At 60.3% G+C, this 17,387-nt stretch carries 17 protein-coding genes and 1 tRNA gene; 16 read left to right on the forward strand and 2 right to left on the reverse strand.

Annotation, left to right across the window (positions count from 1 at the left end; translation table 11 throughout):
- The first annotated feature begins 43 nt into the window (after positions 1-43).
- Together MUY21_RS00130 and MUY21_RS00135 are read left to right on the forward strand one after the other, a co-directional pair.
- Positions 44-120: transfer RNA gene (locus tag MUY21_RS00130), tRNA-Pro, on the forward strand.
- Between the two features lie 73 nt (positions 121-193).
- On the forward strand, positions 194-1,267 hold the full coding sequence (locus tag MUY21_RS00135; RefSeq protein ID WP_248408400.1) for a 2'-deoxycytidine 5'-triphosphate deaminase: 1,074 nt from the start codon (positions 194-196) through the stop codon (positions 1,265-1,267).
- Positions 1,268-1,289: 22 nt separating this feature from the next.
- Here MUY21_RS00135 and MUY21_RS00140 read toward each other — a convergent pair whose 3' ends face one another.
- Positions 1,290-2,162 carry an amidohydrolase family protein gene (locus MUY21_RS00140; protein ID WP_248408401.1) on the reverse strand — a complete coding sequence of 291 codons (873 nt, stop codon included), beginning with the start codon at positions 2,160-2,162 and terminating at the stop codon, positions 1,290-1,292.
- Positions 2,162-3,160 carry an ester cyclase gene (locus MUY21_RS00145; RefSeq protein ID WP_248408402.1) on the reverse strand — a complete coding sequence of 333 codons (999 nt, stop codon included), beginning with the start codon at positions 3,158-3,160 and terminating at the stop codon, positions 2,162-2,164. The genes MUY21_RS00140 and MUY21_RS00145 overlap by 1 nt, the downstream gene beginning before the upstream one ends.
- 124 nt (positions 3,161-3,284) lie before the next feature.
- On the opposite strand from MUY21_RS00145, the gene MUY21_RS00150 reads away from it, so the two are divergent.
- From MUY21_RS00150 to MUY21_RS00215, 14 genes are all read left to right on the forward strand, one after another.
- Positions 3,285-4,340, forward strand: a complete 1,056-nt coding sequence (locus MUY21_RS00150) for an ABC transporter ATP-binding protein (RefSeq protein WP_248408403.1) — start codon at positions 3,285-3,287, stop codon at positions 4,338-4,340.
- A gap of 81 nt (positions 4,341-4,421) precedes the next feature.
- On the forward strand, positions 4,422-5,627 hold the full coding sequence (locus tag MUY21_RS00155; RefSeq protein ID WP_248408404.1) for an extracellular solute-binding protein: 1,206 nt from the start codon (positions 4,422-4,424) through the stop codon (positions 5,625-5,627).
- A gap of 78 nt (positions 5,628-5,705) precedes the next feature.
- A complete protein-coding gene (locus MUY21_RS00160; protein WP_248408405.1) occupies positions 5,706-6,728 on the forward strand; it encodes a sugar ABC transporter permease in 1,023 nt (340 codons plus the stop codon).
- 1 nt (position 6,729) lies between these two features.
- Entirely contained in the window at positions 6,730-7,884 is a 1,155-nt protein-coding gene (locus MUY21_RS00165; protein WP_248408406.1) for a carbohydrate ABC transporter permease, read from the forward strand.
- 123 nt (positions 7,885-8,007) lie between these two features.
- Positions 8,008-8,547, forward strand: a complete 540-nt coding sequence (locus tag MUY21_RS00170; protein ID WP_248408407.1) for an ester cyclase — start codon at positions 8,008-8,010, stop codon at positions 8,545-8,547.
- A gap of 1 nt (position 8,548) precedes the next feature.
- Positions 8,549-9,880, forward strand: coding sequence for a histidinol dehydrogenase (gene hisD / locus MUY21_RS00175; RefSeq protein ID WP_248408408.1), 1,332 nt, complete (start codon positions 8,549-8,551; stop codon positions 9,878-9,880).
- 55 nt (positions 9,881-9,935) lie between these two features.
- Positions 9,936-10,988: an ester cyclase gene (locus tag MUY21_RS00180; RefSeq protein WP_248408409.1), complete on the forward strand. Its 1,053-nt coding sequence runs from the start codon at positions 9,936-9,938 to the stop codon at positions 10,986-10,988.
- Positions 10,985-11,752 (forward strand): SDR family oxidoreductase, encoded by a 768-nt coding sequence (locus MUY21_RS00185; RefSeq protein WP_248408410.1) that lies wholly within the window; start codon positions 10,985-10,987, stop codon positions 11,750-11,752. Before MUY21_RS00180 ends, MUY21_RS00185 begins: the two co-directional genes overlap by 4 nt.
- Entirely contained in the window at positions 11,749-12,765 is a 1,017-nt protein-coding gene (locus MUY21_RS00190; RefSeq protein WP_248408411.1) for a LacI family DNA-binding transcriptional regulator, read from the forward strand. The genes MUY21_RS00185 and MUY21_RS00190 overlap by 4 nt, the downstream gene beginning before the upstream one ends.
- On the forward strand, positions 12,762-13,736 hold the full coding sequence (locus MUY21_RS00195) for an ester cyclase (protein ID WP_248408412.1): 975 nt from the start codon (positions 12,762-12,764) through the stop codon (positions 13,734-13,736). Before MUY21_RS00190 ends, MUY21_RS00195 begins: the two co-directional genes overlap by 4 nt.
- 149 nt (positions 13,737-13,885) lie before the next feature.
- Positions 13,886-14,848, forward strand: a complete 963-nt coding sequence (locus MUY21_RS00200; protein ID WP_248408413.1) for a cupin domain-containing protein — start codon at positions 13,886-13,888, stop codon at positions 14,846-14,848.
- A 19-nt stretch (positions 14,849-14,867) separates the two neighbouring features.
- Positions 14,868-15,992, forward strand: coding sequence for a cobalamin-independent methionine synthase II family protein (locus MUY21_RS00205; RefSeq protein ID WP_248408414.1), 1,125 nt, complete (start codon positions 14,868-14,870; stop codon positions 15,990-15,992).
- On the forward strand, positions 15,989-16,681 hold the full coding sequence (locus MUY21_RS00210) for an alpha/beta hydrolase (protein ID WP_248408415.1): 693 nt from the start codon (positions 15,989-15,991) through the stop codon (positions 16,679-16,681). The genes MUY21_RS00205 and MUY21_RS00210 overlap by 4 nt, the downstream gene beginning before the upstream one ends.
- Positions 16,682-17,377: an RraA family protein gene (locus MUY21_RS00215; protein ID WP_248408416.1), complete on the forward strand. Its 696-nt coding sequence runs from the start codon at positions 16,682-16,684 to the stop codon at positions 17,375-17,377.
- The last annotated feature ends 10 nt before the right edge of the window (positions 17,378-17,387 follow it).

Here is a 17,387-nt window from a genome sequence, read left to right on the forward strand (position 1 = left end):
CGGCTTGCCCTGCCGCAGAAAATCACTATGTAGGAGCCTCAGTCGGGCTATGGCGCAGCCTGGTAGCGCGTCCGTCTGGGGGACGGAAGGTCGCAGGTTCGAGTCCTGCTAGCCCGACCAATCTCAAAACCGCCCGCCCGTTCATCGGGCGGGTGTTTTTGTATCCGCGTGACGGATGAAAGGGGGGATGCGAATGAAAACCGGTGTTTTGGCAGACCGGCAGATCCGGCAGATGATCACCGATGGCGGGATCGCCGCGTCCTCGCCCATTCTGAACGAACAGATCCAACCGGCCTCGTTGGACCTGCGGCTTGGCGACACGGCCTATCGCGTCCGTGCCTCTTTCCTGCCCGGCAAGGGCTCGACCGTGGCCGAACGACTGGACGAGCTTACGATGCACAAGGTGTCACTGACCGGTGGCGCGGTGCTGGAAAAGGGCTGCGTCTATGTCGTGCCGCTGATGGAACGTCTGCGTCTGGCCGACGGGATGACCGCAGCAGCCAGCGCCAAATCCTCGATCGGAAGGGTCGATCTGATGACCCGCGTGATCACCGATCACGGAATCGAGTTCGATCGCGTGCCGGAAGGATATGACGGGCCGCTTTATGCCGAACTGTGCCCACAGAGTTTTTCTGTCGTCGCCCAGCCCGGACAGCTTTTGAACCAGATCATCTTTCGGCAAGGCAAGACGATCCTGACTGATGAGGAACTGCGCGCGGTCCATACACGCAGCCCCATCGTGACCGGCGATCCCGTGATCTCGGACGGGCTGGGGTTTTCGGTCGACCTGAAACCGACCTCTGGCGATCTGGTGGGCTATCGCGCCAAACGCCATACAGGCGTGGTCGACCTGTCAAAACTCGCCCATTACGACCCTGCAGACTACTGGGAAGAGGTGCACACGACGGACGGGCGCATCATCCTTGACCCCGGCGCGTTCTATATTCTTGTCAGCCGCGAAGCGATTGCCATCCCGCCTGACTGCGCCGCCGAAATGGCCCCCTATCTGGCGATGGTGGGCGAGTTTCGCGTGCATTATGCGGGCTTTTTTGATCCCGGCTTCGGCTATGACGCAGCGGGCGGGTCCGGGTCGCGCGGGGTGCTTGAGGTGCGCTGCCACGAAGCACCATTCGTGCTGGAACATGGACAAGTCGTCGGGCGGCTGGTCTATGAACGGATGAGCGAGGTGCCCGAGGTGCTTTACGGTGCCGATATCAAGTCGAACTATCAGGGCCAGGGGCTGAAGCTGTCAAAACACTTCAAGTGATGCAGGCCGCCCGATCTGCCGGTCAGGCCTGAAACCGATAGAAATCGCGCGCTACGGTGCGAAAGACCTGTGCGTGACAGGCTTGCGGCACAAGTTCAGCATAGGCGCGGAACAACGTGTCATAATCGGAATACAGGCTGTCGACCGGGAAGTTTGACCCGAACATGCAGCGATCCGCGCCAAACTGATCAAGGCAGACATCAACGATCGGGCGGAAATCCCGAACCTGCCAGTCATGTTTGAACATGCCAAGCCCCGATAATTTGCAGGTGACATGCGGCAAGTCAGAAAGCTGGCGAAGCGTGCTGGCCCAATCGGCCAGCCCGGTCGTCGAACGATCATGCGGGCTGCCCGCGTGACACAGGGCAATCTGTGTGTCGGGCGCCATTTCCAGCACGCGCGCGGTTTTTTCCATCAGGTCCGGGATCAGTTGCAGATCGAAGCTCAACCCGCGCCGTCCCAATTCACGCAGCCCGTCTGCGAAACGGGGATCGTCCAGCAGCGTGTTGGTCCCGGTCTGGGCATCCTCGCCCGGCGCGCGCCCGACGATCTGGCGGGTGCCGCGCAGGGTTGAGAGGGTTTGGAACCGGTCAAGCTGGTGTCCAAGCTCGGGCGCGGTCAGATCACAAAACACAACCTGAACCAGCGGCCAGTCAGGGTTGGCATCTGCAACCGATTGGATCCAGACGGCCTCGGCCCAGCCATCTTCCGCGCCGACCTGAATATGCACCGACCCCGCGACGCCTTGCGCGCTTGCGTCGCGGCGATACTCGTCCAGCAGATAATCGCGTTGGATCGGGGCCGGATCGCCAAAGAAACGCGGCGTGCCCTTGGCCATCAGCCACGGGTAATGCACCTTGGACAAATCCCAAAGGTGGTGGTGGGCGTCGATCATCACAGTTCTCCGTCGGCCAGTCGTTGCAACACGTCATCGCCCTGAGCTTTCCAGAAATGCAACATATCGATTAAGACCCAGTTCTCGGCCAGTTTATCGCCGTCGCGGCGATAGATGTCGATGACGCGGAACTCTCCGACCTTGCCAGTGGCGGCATGGCCCATGAAATCGCCTGTCAGCCGCGCGGTGAAATTTGGCCAGCCGAAAAATCCACCATACTGTCCTTCGGCCAGCCGCGCAATGTGGGTGGTTTTCGACCGGTCCGAGAAGGCGGCGCGGAACGGCCCCGCATGCTGGCGCGCATAGCGCGGGATTGTATAGGTCGCACCAATGCCTGTCGGCCCCCACCATAGCATGTCCTCGGCCCAGGTCCGACGCAGCTCGTCCTCAAGGCGCAGCCCGCTTTGCCACTGGCCCAAATCGCCGATCATGCGGTTGATCAGGTTCAGCGTGGCCTCGCCCTCGGCGGGCGGTTGCGGATCAAACAGCAGCCCGTCATGGGTTTGCGGTCCCGGTTGCACCAGTTGTGCAGCGGTTTGGCCGGGGAACGGGTCCAGCCCCGCCTGCACCATCAGATGCGGCAGGTCGAAATACATCGCCGTTTCCACGATCTTGTCATTGGCAATCCGATGGAATGCGCAATAGCGCAACATCGCGATCTTGCCAGTGGGCGGGATGTTCAGGAAGGGCTGGTCGAACAATCCCATCAGGTGCCCCATCGACACCACCCAGACCCCCTCGAACCCGTCCATCTGGTTCAGACCGGCGAAGAACACGTCCTCGCGCCATTGCAGGCTGGTCAGGCTGTTGCGCAAGGGGGTCCAGAACCGCTGCGTGACTTCGGAGGCCGAGGTGATCTGACCAAAAGGGTGAAATCCGCGCCAGACATATCCCTCGGCGACATGATCTGACATTGCGCGATCTGCGGTGATTCCCGGCGCGACCAGATCGGCGTGGTGGCGCCGGACCAGTTCCTTGGCGGATTGCAGTTGGTTCATTTCAATCTCATTACAGTCGGTTATAGCCGTTCTTGCATACGCTTGCAAAAATACCTTGCCAAAGTGTCGCAGCAGAGTCTAACCTTTTTGCAATCGTATGCAAAACCCATTGGGAGGGGTCCGTATGGCCGAGATCGAACTGCGCAACATCAGCAAGCGCTGGGGTGCATTTGTCGGTGTCGATAATTTCGACCTGACCATCGCCGACAAGGAGTTTCTGGTTCTTCTGGGGCCTTCGGGCTGTGGCAAGACCACCACGATGCGGATGATCGCAGGACTTGAGGACGCCACCGAAGGTGACATCATCGTTGACGGTGAACGGGTCAATGACAAGGAACCCAAGGACCGCGATGTGGCGATGGTGTTCCAAAGCTATGCGCTCTACCCGAATATGAATGTCTATGAAAACATCCGCTTTCCGTTGAAGGTGCGTGGCAATGACCCCTCCACTCACCACGAGCGTGTGATGCAGGCTGCCGAACGGGTCGAGCTTCTGGATTTCCTGGACCGCAAACCAGCCGCCCTGTCCGGTGGGCAAAGGCAGCGCGTGGCGCTGGCACGCGCCATTGTGCGCAAGCCCAAAGTGTTCCTGATGGACGAACCCCTGTCCAACCTTGACGCCAAGCTGCGGGTTTCGACCCGCGCGCAGATCAAGAACCTGAGCCACGATCTTGCCGCCACCACCATTTACGTGACCCATGACCAGATCGAGGCTATGACCCTGGCCGACCGTGTGGTCGTGATGAAACGTGGCGTGGTTCAGCAGGTCGGCAGCCCGACCGAGATTTATGATAACCCCGCGAACACCTTCGTCGCCAGCTTCATCGGTTCGCCTGCGATGAACCTGATGGATGGCGAGGTGCAGGGCGGCACATTCCGCTCGCAACACACTGAAATCCACGGCCTGACCGCCCCTGACGGCCCGGTCACGCTGGGTTTCCGCGCCGAGGACGCAAGCCTGGCTGCCCCCGGACAGGGGCAGATCAATGCCCCGATCTATACGCTTGAGCTGTTGGGCGACGCGACGATGATTTCCGTGCGCATCAATGGCGCGCTGGTCTCGGTCAAATCAGACAAAGCATTCCGGGCCGAGATCGGGGACACGGTCTCGATCTCGGTCCCCAACGAGATTTGCCACATTTTCGAAGCAACCGAAGATGGCAATCGTATCGAGGGCTGACCCTCAGACACCTGCCGCGCAAGTGGCACAACCATGGTCCGTGAGTCGACGGCGGACCTGAATAAACAGGGAGACATTTTGATGTTCAAGAAACTTGCATTGGCCGGCGCGTTGTCGGTGATGGCAACCGGCGCATGGGCCGCATGTGCGTATGAAAACACGACACCCTTGAAATCGCTGTCCGCCGGGTTTGAGGCCTGGAAAGCGGTCACGGACGCGATGGCGGAATGCGGAAATTTCCAGGCTTCGCTGGATCAGGAGTTCCGTGAAAAGCAACCGGAGGCCTTTGCGGCGAAACCCGCCCTGTATCAGATTGGTGGCGTGGCAAACTCGACCATGGTGCCGCTGTTGAATGCGGGCACCATCCGCCCGCTGGATGATCTGGTGGCCAAATATGGACAGCACCTGAAGCCCAATCAACTGATCAAGGTGGATGGCCAGACCTATGCCATCGCAATGATGGTGAACCTGCAACACCTGATGTATCGCGAGGACATTCTGAATGACCTTGGCATTGCCGTTCCCACGACCTATGCCGAAATGCTGGACGCCGCCGCCGAGATCAAGGAAGCGGGCGTCGTGGACTATCCGATTGGCGGCACGTTCAAGACCGGTTGGAACCTGGGCGAGGAATTCATCAACAATTTTCTTGGTGAAGGGGGCGAGTTCTTTACCGACGGCAACATGCCCAATATCAACAATGAAAAAGGCGTGGCCGCGCTGGAAGTGATGAAGGCGCTGACCGAATATATGGACCCGGAATATCTGGTGTCCGACTCGACCTATGTTCAGCAGCAATTCCAGCAGGGCAAGATCGCCATGGCAAACCTGTGGGCCAGCCGTGCCGCCGCGATGGATGACGAAGCCGAAAGTCAGGTCGTGGGCAAGGTCGTGATGGCCGCCGCCCCGATGGGGTCCGAGCGCCCGGCATCGTCACTGTGGTGGGACGGAATGGTCTTTGCCACCAACATGACCGACGAAGAAGCCGAAGCGGCGTTCCAAGTCGCAATGGAGGGCATGGACACCGAGATGGTCAAGGCCAACAATGACGCCGCTGTTTGGCTGATCGACGGGTTCGATGCCGGTCGGCTTGCCAAAGGGGCCTATGAGACCGCTCAGAAAGGTGCAGCGCCATATCCCGGTTCGGGTCCGATGGGCATCATGCACACCGTTTTGGGCAACGGCATCTCTGATTACCTGAATGGTGCCAAAGATGCGGCCACGACGCTGGCCGACATTGAAGCGGCTTATATCACCGCCGCCAAGGAATCGGGTTTGGTGCAGTAATCTCTCCCGAGTGGGGGAGGGTTTCGGCTCTCCCCTTCTTTCCGACAGCAATTTCAGGACCATGAGAAAGGCAGAGCCATGAATTTCAAGACTTTTGCAGCCTTCGTCGGGCCATCTGTCATTATGATGCTCCTGTTTATCGCGTTCCCGCTGGCCAGTGTGCTGAAGCAGAGCTTTTATATCACCCAACCGATCTATGAGACGGTTGAGGTTGAAAGCTGTTCGCCCGGGTTCCCGGACCAGATTTGTGTGACCGAGCAAAAATCTGTGCCGCAACTGGATGAAGACGGCAACATTGTCGAGATCACGACATTCGTCGGGCTGCAAAGCTATCGCAATGTGCTGGAGCTGGAGCGGGCATGGGATGCCGTCAAGTCAAACGGTCTGATGGCCCTTCAGTCGATTGATTTCTGGAAGGCGTTGCGGTTCACGCTGACATTCACTCTGCTCACCTTGCCGCTCGTGGTGGTCTTTGGACTGGGCATCGCATTGATGATCAACAACGCCTCGCAAGCCATCAAGGGGCCGGTAATCTTCATTTCGCTTCTGCCGTTTATCATCACGCCGGTCATTGGCGCGCTTAGCATCAACTGGTTGTTCCGCGGTGATGGTATTCTGACGGCCTTTATCGAATGGTATCTGCAACGCGACGTCTCGATGTTTGCGCAGGCCTGGACGATCGAGGTTCTGATCATGCTTTATCGCGTCTGGCACGTGGCGCCCTTTGCCGCCATCGTGTTCTATGCCGGGCTTCAGACCGTCAACAGCGACGCGTTGGAAAGCGCGGTGATCGACGGGGCCAGCCGCTGGCAACGCATGAAATACGTGGTGATCCCGCACCTGATGCCGCTGATCATCTTCATCTCGATGATCCACCTGATGGACGCCTATCGCGTCTTCGAGGAAATCGTCGGCTTCTCAAGCCAGGGCTATGTCATCAGCTTGCAATGGCTCACCTATGACTTCCTTGTGCCAGATCAGGCAGGGAACCGGTCGATCAGCCGTGCGTCTGCCTCGGCGATGCTGACCATGATCGGGATTGCAGCACTTCTGGTCCCGCTTCTGCGCCGCACCTGGCAAGACCATAAAGGAGGTCACTAAGATGTCGTCTCGCGCTCTGCGTCAGCCATTGGGGCTGAAACTCACCTCGGCCTCGTTCCTGGCGCTTTGGTGTCTTGTCGCCGCCTTCCCGATCTTCTGGATCGCGGTTATGAGCTTCAAATCGCCGGTCGATGCATTTTCGTCCAACGCGCTGAACGTCGTGTTTGGCCCGCATACGCGGGATACCGGCCACGGCATTTCGATCCTTGATATACTTTTGGGGATCGCGGTGGTCTGGATCACGGCTCGCCTGATGACCCGGACCCTGCCGATGATGGTGGCCGCCTATGCGCCTGCCGGGCAGAAATGGATCGGCTGGGTGATCGGATCACTGGTTGTGGCGATCGGGTTCCTTGTCACCTTCTTTGCGATCCTGCCCGCCATTCTTGACGCGCTGAACCCGGTCTTTGGACCTTTGGGGCGCGACATCATCGGCCTGACGACCGAGCATTACAAAACGGTCTGGATCGACCGGGGCTTTTCAAACAACTTCAAGAACTCGATGATCGTGACCACGGGTGTTGTGACCATATCGCTGACTGTTGGTACACTGGCGGGCTATGGTCTTGCGCGGTCCGGATCTGGCCTTGCCTTCGCCATTCTGATCATCGCGCTGGTGTTCCGGGCATTGCCACACTCGGTTCTGGTCGCGGGCTATCTGCCTGTGTTCATTTCGTCGTCCGAGTGGCTGGCCCCGATCCTTGGGGAAAACGCCCCCACGCTTTACGGTAAGCCCTTCGCCGTCATCGCGGTACTTGTCGCCATCAACCAGCCCTTCACGATCTGGATGCTGCGGTCGTTCTTTCAAAGCATCCCCGCCGAGCTGGACGAAGCCGCACGTGTGGATGGCTGCAACCACTTTCAGGCGTTTCGCCGGGTGATCATGCCGGTGATGTGGCCGGGGGTCATCACGACGGGGCTGTTCTCGTTCCTGTTGGGGTATAACGACTTCCTTGTCACCTCGCTTCTGCTGGATGCGCAGAACCAGACCATGGTGCCAGCCATTGCCGGGATGTTCAGCCGCGAGACGACGACCACCGATCAGGTCGTTGCGGTCGCAGCGGCAGTGTCGATCACCGCGCCGCTCTTCTTCCTTGTCATGGTGTTCCAACGCCAGATCGTCAGCGGCCTGACCGCCGGTGCGGTGAAAGGCTGATGAGCAGCCGGGCCCGACATAATGCGCGGTCAAGCCATCCGGCCCTGAACCGAATGCCGCGGGATTTCCTAATGGGGCGTCCGCGCCCCACACAATCCCAACGTATTTGACAGGAGAGACAGAATGAAAGGTTCCCGTCCCGAGCAAGCGGTCCTGACCCGTGACACGGATATGACGAAAACCGACGATACCCGCCGGGTGATCGAAGCCATGGTGGACGGTCTGAATGACCACCGCATCAGTGATATCGGCGAGTTTTTCGCCGAAGGGTTCCGCTGGATGGGCAATCAGGGATGCGGTACGAAAACCGGTCTGAAAGAGTTTCAGGACAACTGGCAGCGCCCGTTTCAGGCGGCGTTTTCGGACAAGGTCTGTATCGACGAAGCGCGGCTTTACATGGGCGAATGGGCGGCCGCCTTCGGTCGCCAGGAAGCCACCCATTCGGGTGAGTTTCTGGGTATCGCCCCCACCGGCAAGCGGGTCGAGATCCGCTATATGGATTTCTGGAAGGTCGTCGACGGCAAGATCGTCGACAATTGGGTGAATGTGGATTTCGCCCATGTGGCCGCGCAGCTGGGCTTGGACCTGTTTGACGGCGAAGGCTGGGAAGCATTTGACCGGGGCGAGCGTCAGCCCCCCCGGCCCGAACGAGCGAGGATGTGACATGACAATCGAATACCTGAAACGCGGCAAACCCGAAGCCGATCGCGCCGAGGATGATGCCAAGACCGCCTCGGTTGTGGCGGCGACGTTGAAAGACATTGAAACCCGCGGCGACGCCGCCGTGCGCGCATTGGCGGTGAAGTTCGACGGCTATGACCGCGACAGCTATCGCCTGACGCTGGACGAGATCGACGCGCTGATCGCCAAGGTCAGCCCGCGCGAGCTGGACGACATCAAGTTCGCGCAGGCGCAGGTCACGAATTTCGCGCAGGCGCAGCGTGACAGCATGCTCGACATCGAGGTCGAAACCCTGCCGGGTGTGATCCTTGGCCATAAGAACATCCCGGTGCAATCGGTTGGTTGCTATGTGCCGGGCGGCAAGTTCCCGATGGTGGCAAGCGCGCATATGTCGGTGGCCACCGCCAAGGTTGCGGGCGTGCCGCGCATCATCGCCTGCACCCCGCCCTTCAACGGCGAACCGAACCCTGCCGTGATCGCCGCCATGCATCTGGGCGGCGCGGATGAAATCTATGTTCTGGGTGGCATTCAGGCCGTGGGCGCGATGGCGCTCGGCACCGAGACCATCGACCCCGTGCACCTGCTGGTCGGCCCCGGTAACGCTTTCGTGGCCGAAGCCAAGCGGCAGCTTTTCGGCCGCGTCGGCATCGACCTGTTTGCTGGCCCGACCGAGACCATGGTGATCGCCGACGAGACCGCCGCCGACGCCGAACTGTGTGCCACCGACCTGCTGGGTCAGGCCGAGCACGGCTATAACAGCCCCTGCGTGCTTTTGACCAATTCCCGCAAGCTGGCCGAGGACACGTTGTCCGAAATCGACCGCATTCTTCAAATCCTGCCCACCGCCGGTACCGCGCGTGTCAGTTGGGAAGATTATGGAGAGGTCATCCTGTGCGACACCTATGACGAAATGCTGGCGGTCGCCGATGACATCGCGTCCGAGCATGTGCAGGTGATGACGGACCGCGACGATTGGTTCCTTCAGAACATGACCTGCTATGGCGCGCTGTTCCTTGGGCCGCGCACCAACGTGGCCAATGGCGACAAGGTGATCGGCACCAACCACACGCTGCCGACCAAGAAAGCGGGGCGTTACACCGGCGGGCTGTGGGTTGGTAAATACCTGAAAACGCACAGCTATCAGAAGGTCACAACAGACCAGGCCGCCGCAATGATCGGCGAGTACGGATCGCGCCTGTGCATGCTGGAAGGCTTCGTCGGCCACGCCGAACAATGCAACATCCGCGTGCGCCGCTATGGCGGTGTGAATGTGCCTTATGGCGAAGGCGCGCCCTATCGCGACGCAGCAGAGTAGCAACAACGAGCGGGGATTGTGACACGACACTCCGCCAACACATGAGACAACGAAAATGGACGTTCAAAGTAAGAACAAGGCCCTGATCGCCCCTGTGCGGGCGGCGATGTATGATTTTGACAAGGCGACGGTGCGCAAGGCGTTGTCAGACGCGACCGCACCAGACGCGGTGTTTCACCTGTGTTTCCCCTTTGGTGACAGCATCGGGGCGGATGCGTTCTATGACACCGCCTATCGCGACCTGCTGGACGCCTGGCCGGATCTGGAGCGGCGCGACTACATCGTCATGGCCGGGCCGGACGAGGACGGCGCGGAATGGGTCGGGTGCGGCGGCTACTACACCGGGACTTTCGAAGCTCCGTGGCTGGACATCCCCCCCACCGGCCATCAGGTCCATATGCGGTTTCACGAGTTCTTCCGCATCGAGGACGACAAGATTGTCGAGTTTCAGGCGCTGTGGGATATTCCCGAAGTCATGATGCAGGCCAATGCCTGGCCCCTTGCCCCATCGCTTGGGCGCGAATGGCATGTGCCGGGACCGGCCACTTGTGACGGGATCGTCGCCGGCCCCTATGACATGGAAAAAAGCACAGCCTCGCGTCAACACATCATCGACATGCTGGAGCATCTGAAACGGCACCCCAGCCAGGGCGGCCCCGAAGTGATGGAAATGGACAAGTTCTGGCACGAGAAGATGAGCTGGTATGGACCATCCGGCATCGGCACCGGGCGCGGTATTCGTGGGTTTCGCAACTGGCACCAGATTCCGTTTCTGGCGGGCATGCCGGATCGCGGGCAATATGTGGATGAAATCGACTATCACTTCTTCGGCGATGGCGACTATGCCGCTGTCACCGGTTGGCCCGACATGATCCAGACCGTGACCCATGGCGGCTGGCTGGGGATTGCGCCTGCGGGCAAGAAGATCACCATGCGCAGCCTTGATTTCTGGCGCATCGAAAACGGCAAGATCCGGGAGAACTGGGTTTTGGTCGATTTGCTGGACGCGTATGACCAATTGGGCGTGGACGTGTTTGCGCGTCTGCGAGAGTTCAACAAAGTGCGCCACATGGGGCGCCTGAACATACCTGATGGAATGAGCGGATGAGCCAACTGCCCAAAACCCCTTCGTTTCGATTGGATGGCAAGCGCGCGCTTGTGGCCGGGGCCAGTTCCGGCATCGGTCTGGCCTGCGCGGCGGCTTTGGGCGAGGCGGGGGCTGAAGTGACCTTGGCGGCCCGCCGCGCCGACGCGTTGGAGTCCTTGGTCAGTGACATGACAGCCGCGGGCATGTCCGCCCGCGCATTGCCTTTGGATGTGGCAGATATTGCGGGCACGCAGGCCGCGATTGCCGCGAACGGGCCGTTCGACGTGCTGGTGAATTCGGCCGGTCTGGCGCGCCACAGCCCGGCGAGCGAGACGACAGAAGAGGATTTTGATGCCGTTTCGGACCTGAACATCAAAGGCGCATACTTCCTGACACAAGCGGTCGCGAAGGGGCTTGTCGCGGCTGGAAAACCCGGCAGCCTGATCAACATATCGTCGCAAATGGCCCATGTGGGCGGGCTGGACCGCGCCGTCTATTGCGCCACGAAACATGCGGTGGAAGGCTTCACCAAGTCGATGGCGATCGAATGGGGCAAGGCGGGGATCCGCGTCAACACGATCTGCCCGACCTTCATCCTGACCGACCTGACGCGATCCACCTTCGACCAGCCCGACAAGCGCGCCTGGATCGAGGACAAGATCAAGCTGGGCCGCGTGGGCGAGGTCGAGGATATCATGGGGGCTGTGCAATTCCTGGCCTCGGACGCGTCCAGCCTTGTCACCGGTACGGCCCTTATGATTGACGGCGGGTGGACGGCGGAATGAGCAAAGTGACCTCAGCCCAAGTCGCCGAACGCGCAGGCGTCAGCCAAAGCGCCGTCAGCCGGGTATTTACCCCCGGTGCGTCGGCGTCGAAGCGGACGGTTGAGAAGGTCAAAAAAGCCGCGGACGAGCTGGGCTATCGCCCCAATTCGCTGGCGCGGGCAATGGTGTCGGGCAAAAGCCGGATGATCGGCCTGGTCGTGGCCTATCTTGAAAACCACTTCTATCCCGAAGCATTGGAAAAACTGTCCAATGCATTGCAGGAACAGGGCTATCACATCCTGATTTTCATGGCCTCAAATGCGTCGGAAAACATCGACAGCGTCGTCGATGAAATTCTGGATTATCAGGTGGATGGGATCATCACCGCCTCGGTCGCCATGTCGTCGGACCTGACCGCACGCTGCCGCAAGGCCGGTGTGCCGATCGTCATGTTCAACCGGTCTCAGGACGGGCCGGACCTGTCCTCGGTCGCATCGAACAACGTCGCGGGTGGGCGCAAGGTTGCCGAGTTCCTGATCGCGGGTGGCCACCAGAAAATCGGCTATATCGCGGGGTGGGAAGGGGCGTCGACCCAGCGCGACCGCGAGGCTGGGTTCCGGGCCGGACTAACTGAGGCCGGTGTTTCGCTTCACAGCCGCGCCGTGGGGGATTTCCGTTCTGACCGCGCCGCCGAGGCCGCACGGCAGATGTTTTCCGTCGATGATCGGCCCGACGCGGTGTTTGTCTGCAATGATCACATGGCATTTGCCGTGTTGGATGTATTGCGGACAGATCTTGGCCTGTCGGTGCCCGGCGACGTGTCGGTCATCGGCTATGACGATGTGCCGATTGCGGACTGGCCAGCTTATGACCTGACAACCGTGCGCCAGCCCGCCAATCGCATGGTGGCGGAAACTGTTGACCTTTTGCTGGGCGAAATCGACGGCACCGGGCGTGGTCCGCAGAAAATTGAAATTGATGGGCCTCTTGTCGTGCGCGGCTCGGCCCGTATCCCGGAAGGATGGAGCAAATGAAGGGTTTTGACCCCAAGTTCAAGGATTTCCCAGACTACATCATCGGTATCACCAAGGAAATCTGGGAAGATCGCGGCATCGCCACGCTGCATGATTACTATGCGCCCGATATCGTCGTGCGCTCACCAGCCTCGGTCGTGGTGGGCAATCAGGACGTGATCGGGGCGACCATGGCCACGCTGGCAGAGTTTCCCGACCGCACCCTGCTGGGCGAAGACGTGATTTGGTCAGGCACGCCGGAAGAGGGGATGTTGTCCTCGCACCGGCTGTTTTCGACCGCGACGCATCTGGGCGACGGGGTTTATGGCAAGGCGACAGGGAACAAGCTGGCCTATCGCATCATTGCGGACTGCCACGCGATCAACAACCAGATCAACGATGAATGGCTGATCCGGGATCAGGGCGCCATTGTGCGGCAGATGGGGTGGGAGCCGAAGGACTATGCCCGCGATCTGATCGTGCGCGAAGGGGGACCAGAACACTGCGTGCAACCCTTTACCCCGGCCAATGACCAGCCCGGCCCCTATAAGGGCACCGGCAATGACAATGAATGGGGTCAGAAATACGCTGATATTGTGACCCGGATCATGAATGCCGACATGACAGCGATTGAATCCGAGTATGACCGCGCGGTGCAGTCTGAATATCCCGGCGGCGCCACGGGCCACAGTTGGGGGCCGGTTGACCGGTTCTGGATGGGGCTGCGCGCGTCCTTCCCGAACGCCACATTCACCATCCACCACCAGATCGGGCGCGATGATCCGATGATGCCGCCCCGCGCCGCGCTGCGCTGGACGCTATATGGCAAGCATGACGGTTGGGGCGTCTTTGGCGTGCCAACCGGGGCCGACGTCTATGTGCTGGGCGCGAGCCATGCCGAGTTCGGGCCGTGGGGTTTGCGGCGCGAGTTTACCTTGTTCGATGAAACCGCGATCTGGAAACAGATTCTGTTGCAAACCGGAGAGCTGTAAGTGTCAAACGGCGCGGTTCATCTTGATGCGGGTCAGGCCGCGCGCAGGTTTCATACCTTCTGCGCGTCCCGGCGGGCGCGGCGGCTGAACGATCATCCGCCCGGCGTTTGGGTTTGAGCCGTTCAAACCCAAACCAAAGGAGACATAACATGAGCACAATCCAAGACCGCATCGTTCGCTATGGCGATTTGCAACCCTGTAAAACCGCCTTCATCGACGCCCATACGCCGGGCTCGGACCAGAAAGAAAACTTCACCATCATCGGCGGCGGCGTCAGTGAAAGCTCTGATCAGCACGTGCACATCACCGACCAGATCGGCTTCAATATCGGCGCGGCGGGCCAGCCGCCGAAATGCCGCAACTCGCTGCACAGCCACACCACCGCCGAGGTGTTTTTCGTCCTCAAGGGCCGCTGGCGGTTCTTCTGGGGCCGCTATGGCGACGCAGGTGAATTCGTGGCCGAGGAAGGCGATATCTTCAACATCCCCACGGGCATCTTCCGCGGGTTTGAAAACATCGGCACCGACTATGGCATGATCATGGCCGTGTTGGGTGGTGATGATGCAGGTGGTGGCGTGACCTGGGCCCCGCAAGTGATTGAGGACGCCAAGGACCATGGGCTTGTGCTGGGCGACAACGGCGCGCTTTACGACACGAAAAAGGGTCAAAGCCTGCCTGACGGTGTGAACCCCATGCCGTTGTTGACGGAAGAGGAACTGAAAGCCTTTCCCGAGGTGCCGGTTGAGAATGTCGTGCGGGATTATGTGGCCCGGTATTGGGACTTGATGGCACTGGCGGGCAAGAAACCCGCGAAGGTGATCGGCGAGGACGGTCTTTTGCGCGACAGGCCGGGTTTCGAGGTTGATTTCCTGACCCGTGGTTCGATCCCCGACGAGATGCACAGCCATGACAAGCCCACCGTTCTGATGCCGATGCGCGGTCATTGGAAGCTGCGCTATAATGGCGGCGAAACTGTGCTGAACCCCGGTGACACCTGCCTGATAAATCCGGGCGAATCCCACGCGCTTGCACCGTCGATGACGGGCGAGGCGAGCCTTTATCGTGTCCGCGCGACGGACGATCCCGCTGGCCTGACCTGGACCGGCAAGTAAGCAAACCGGAGGCGCCCATATGACGCATATCAAGACAACCCATGTGGGCTCTCTTCCCCGCAGTCAGGCGGTGGTGGATTTCATCTTCGCCCGCGAAAACGGCACGCCCTATAATCCGGCAGAGTTTGACGCCTGCATGACGCAGGCTGTGTCCGACACCGTGCGCAAACAGGTGGACGCTGGGATCGACATCGTCTCGGACGGCGAGACGTCGAAGATCAGCTATGCCACCTATGTCAAGGACCGCTATTCCGGGTTTGACGGCGACAGCCCGCGCAATGCACCAGCGGACCTGAAGATGTTTCCGGGTTTTTTGAAACGGCTTGCCGATGATGGCGGCACGCCCCAATACGCTCGCCCCATGTGTGTGGGTGAGGTGAAATCAAAAGGCCAGGGTGAGCTTGAAAAAGACATCGCGAACCTGAAGGCCGCGATGGCCGAGCACGGGGCTGAACGCGGGTTCATGAACGCCGCCAGCCCGGGTGTGATTTCGCTGTTTCTGCAAAACGACTACTACAAAACGCGCGAGGCGTATCTGGCCGCACTGGCCGACGCGATGAAGGCGGAATACGAGACCATCGTGGCCTCGGGGTTGGATCTGCAACTGGATTGCCCGGATCTGGCCCTGTCACGCCACATGCTGTTCACCGACCTCAGCGATGACGCGTTCATCAAGGTCGCCAACATGCATGTCGAGGCATTGAACCACGCGCTGGCGGATGTGCCTGCCGACAAGGTGCGTGTGCATATCTGCTGGGGCAATTACGAAGGCCCGCATTGCTGCGATATTCCGATGGCCAAGATGTTCGACACCTTAATGGCGACGAAATCGCGTTATGTGTTGTTTGAAACGTCGAACCCGCGTCATGGGCATGAATGGACGACGTTTCGCGACCGCAAAGCGGATATTCCCGAAGACAAGGTTCTGGTGCCCGGTGTGGTCGATACCACGACCAATTTCGTTGAACATCCCGAGCTTGTCGCCCAACGCATTCAGCGATTTACCGATATTGTCGCGGCAGATCGCGTGATCGCGGGCAGCGATTGCGGCTTTGGCACCTTTGCGGGCTTTGGCGCGGTGGACCCTGACATTGCTTATGCCAAACTGTCGGCTTTGGCCGAGGGGGCGGCGTTGGTCAAATGACGCCCCTTGTGCTGCTTCCCGGAATGATGTGCGATGCGCGGCTGTTTGCGCCGCAGTTTGCTGCTTTTTCGGGGCGGCGCATGGTGGTGTCTGCGCCCCTGACTGACTACGCCAGCATCAAGGGGTTGGCACAGGCCGTGCTGTCCGATGCGCCGCCACGCTTTGCGCTGGCGGGCCTGTCGATGGGTGGCATCGTCGCGATGGAGGTGTTGCGTCAGGCCCCGGACCGGGTGGACCGGATTGCCCTTCTGAACACCAACCCGTTGGCCGAGGCGGACGCGGTCAAGGCGCGGCGCTTGCCACAGATGCAGAAGGTGCGCGAGGGCGAACTGGCCCGCGTCATGCGCGACGAAATGAAGCCCAACTATCTCAGCGATGGTCCCCACCGCACCGAAATTCTCGATCTGTGCATGGAGATGGCGCTGGACCTTGGGCCGCATGTGTTCCTGACACAGTCGCGCGCCTTGATGGACCGCCCCGATCAAAGTGAAACCTTGCGGGCGGCGCAGCTTCCGGCGCTGGTGCTGTGCGGACGCGATGACACTTTGTGTCCGGTTTCCCGCCATGAACTGATGGCCGACCTGATCCCCGACGCGCGGTTGGAGATCATCGACGGCGCAGGGCATCTGCCCACGCTGGAACAAGCTGACAAAACCAACGCGGCGCTTGCCCGCTGGCTGGAGGATTGAATGGATAATTCGCTTTTGACCCTGCTGAAGCAGGTCGACACCCCCACCGTGTGCAACGCCATCGAGGTGGCACAGGGCAAGCGCGGCTTTGATGGGTTTACCCGTGGCACGATGCTGGCCTCGCACCCTGATGCCCCCGCCATCATGGGCTATGCCCGTACAGCGCGCATCGCCGCCGTCGCCCCGCCGTCTGAGGCGCCCGAAGTGATCAAGGCGCGGCGCATGGACTATTACCGTCATATGGCGGAAGGCCCGCGCCCTGCCCTTGCGGTGATCGAGGACGTGGATTTCCCCCATTGCATCGGGGCCTATTGGGGCGAAATCAATACCACGGTGCACAAGGGTTTCGGCCTGTCAGGGGCGCTGACCAATGGGGTGATGCGCGATCTTGGCGATCTGCCGGATGGGTTTCCTGTGATCGCAGGGTCTATCGGTCCCAGCCACGGGTTCGTGCATGTGCGGGATATCGCAAAGCCGGTCACCGTGTTCGGGTTGACCATTGCCGACGGCGATCTGGTCCATGCCGACCGCCACGGCGCGCTGGTCATTCCACCCGAGGTCCTTCCCGCGCTTCAGACCGCGATCCGGCGCTTGCTGGACACCGAAAAGCTGGTCCTCGATCCGGCGCGGCAAGACGGGTTCGATTTCGATAAGTTCGAAGCGGCCTGGTCCGCCTTCGAGGCAGCGCGCACCTGAGCACCCTTGC

This window comes from Aliiroseovarius sp. S2029 (assembly GCF_023195575.1).
Lineage (GTDB): Bacteria > Pseudomonadota > Alphaproteobacteria > Rhodobacterales > Rhodobacteraceae > Aliiroseovarius > Aliiroseovarius zhejiangensis.

Bases quoted from the DNA above. Each gene is read 5' to 3' on its own strand.
- MUY21_RS00135 (WP_248408400.1), top strand. From the start codon at position 194: ATGAAAACCGGTGTTTTGGCAGACCGGCAGATCCGGCAGATGATCACC.
- MUY21_RS00140 (WP_248408401.1), bottom strand. From the start codon at position 2,162: ATGATCGACGCCCACCACCACCTTTGGGATTTGTCCAAGGTGCATTAC.
- MUY21_RS00145 (WP_248408402.1), bottom strand. From the start codon at position 3,160: ATGAACCAACTGCAATCCGCCAAGGAACTGGTCCGGCGCCACCACGCC.
- MUY21_RS00150 (WP_248408403.1), top strand. From the start codon at position 3,285: ATGGCCGAGATCGAACTGCGCAACATCAGCAAGCGCTGGGGTGCATTT.
- MUY21_RS00155 (WP_248408404.1), top strand. From the start codon at position 4,422: ATGTTCAAGAAACTTGCATTGGCCGGCGCGTTGTCGGTGATGGCAACC.
- MUY21_RS00160 (WP_248408405.1), top strand. From the start codon at position 5,706: ATGAATTTCAAGACTTTTGCAGCCTTCGTCGGGCCATCTGTCATTATG.
- MUY21_RS00165 (WP_248408406.1), top strand. From the start codon at position 6,730: ATGTCGTCTCGCGCTCTGCGTCAGCCATTGGGGCTGAAACTCACCTCG.
- MUY21_RS00170 (WP_248408407.1), top strand. From the start codon at position 8,008: ATGAAAGGTTCCCGTCCCGAGCAAGCGGTCCTGACCCGTGACACGGAT.
- hisD (WP_248408408.1), top strand. From the start codon at position 8,549: ATGACAATCGAATACCTGAAACGCGGCAAACCCGAAGCCGATCGCGCC.
- MUY21_RS00180 (WP_248408409.1), top strand. From the start codon at position 9,936: ATGGACGTTCAAAGTAAGAACAAGGCCCTGATCGCCCCTGTGCGGGCG.
- MUY21_RS00185 (WP_248408410.1), top strand. From the start codon at position 10,985: ATGAGCCAACTGCCCAAAACCCCTTCGTTTCGATTGGATGGCAAGCGC.
- MUY21_RS00190 (WP_248408411.1), top strand. From the start codon at position 11,749: ATGAGCAAAGTGACCTCAGCCCAAGTCGCCGAACGCGCAGGCGTCAGC.
- MUY21_RS00195 (WP_248408412.1), top strand. From the start codon at position 12,762: ATGAAGGGTTTTGACCCCAAGTTCAAGGATTTCCCAGACTACATCATC.
- MUY21_RS00200 (WP_248408413.1), top strand. From the start codon at position 13,886: ATGAGCACAATCCAAGACCGCATCGTTCGCTATGGCGATTTGCAACCC.
- MUY21_RS00205 (WP_248408414.1), top strand. From the start codon at position 14,868: ATGACGCATATCAAGACAACCCATGTGGGCTCTCTTCCCCGCAGTCAG.
- MUY21_RS00210 (WP_248408415.1), top strand. From the start codon at position 15,989: ATGACGCCCCTTGTGCTGCTTCCCGGAATGATGTGCGATGCGCGGCTG.
- MUY21_RS00215 (WP_248408416.1), top strand. From the start codon at position 16,682: ATGGATAATTCGCTTTTGACCCTGCTGAAGCAGGTCGACACCCCCACC.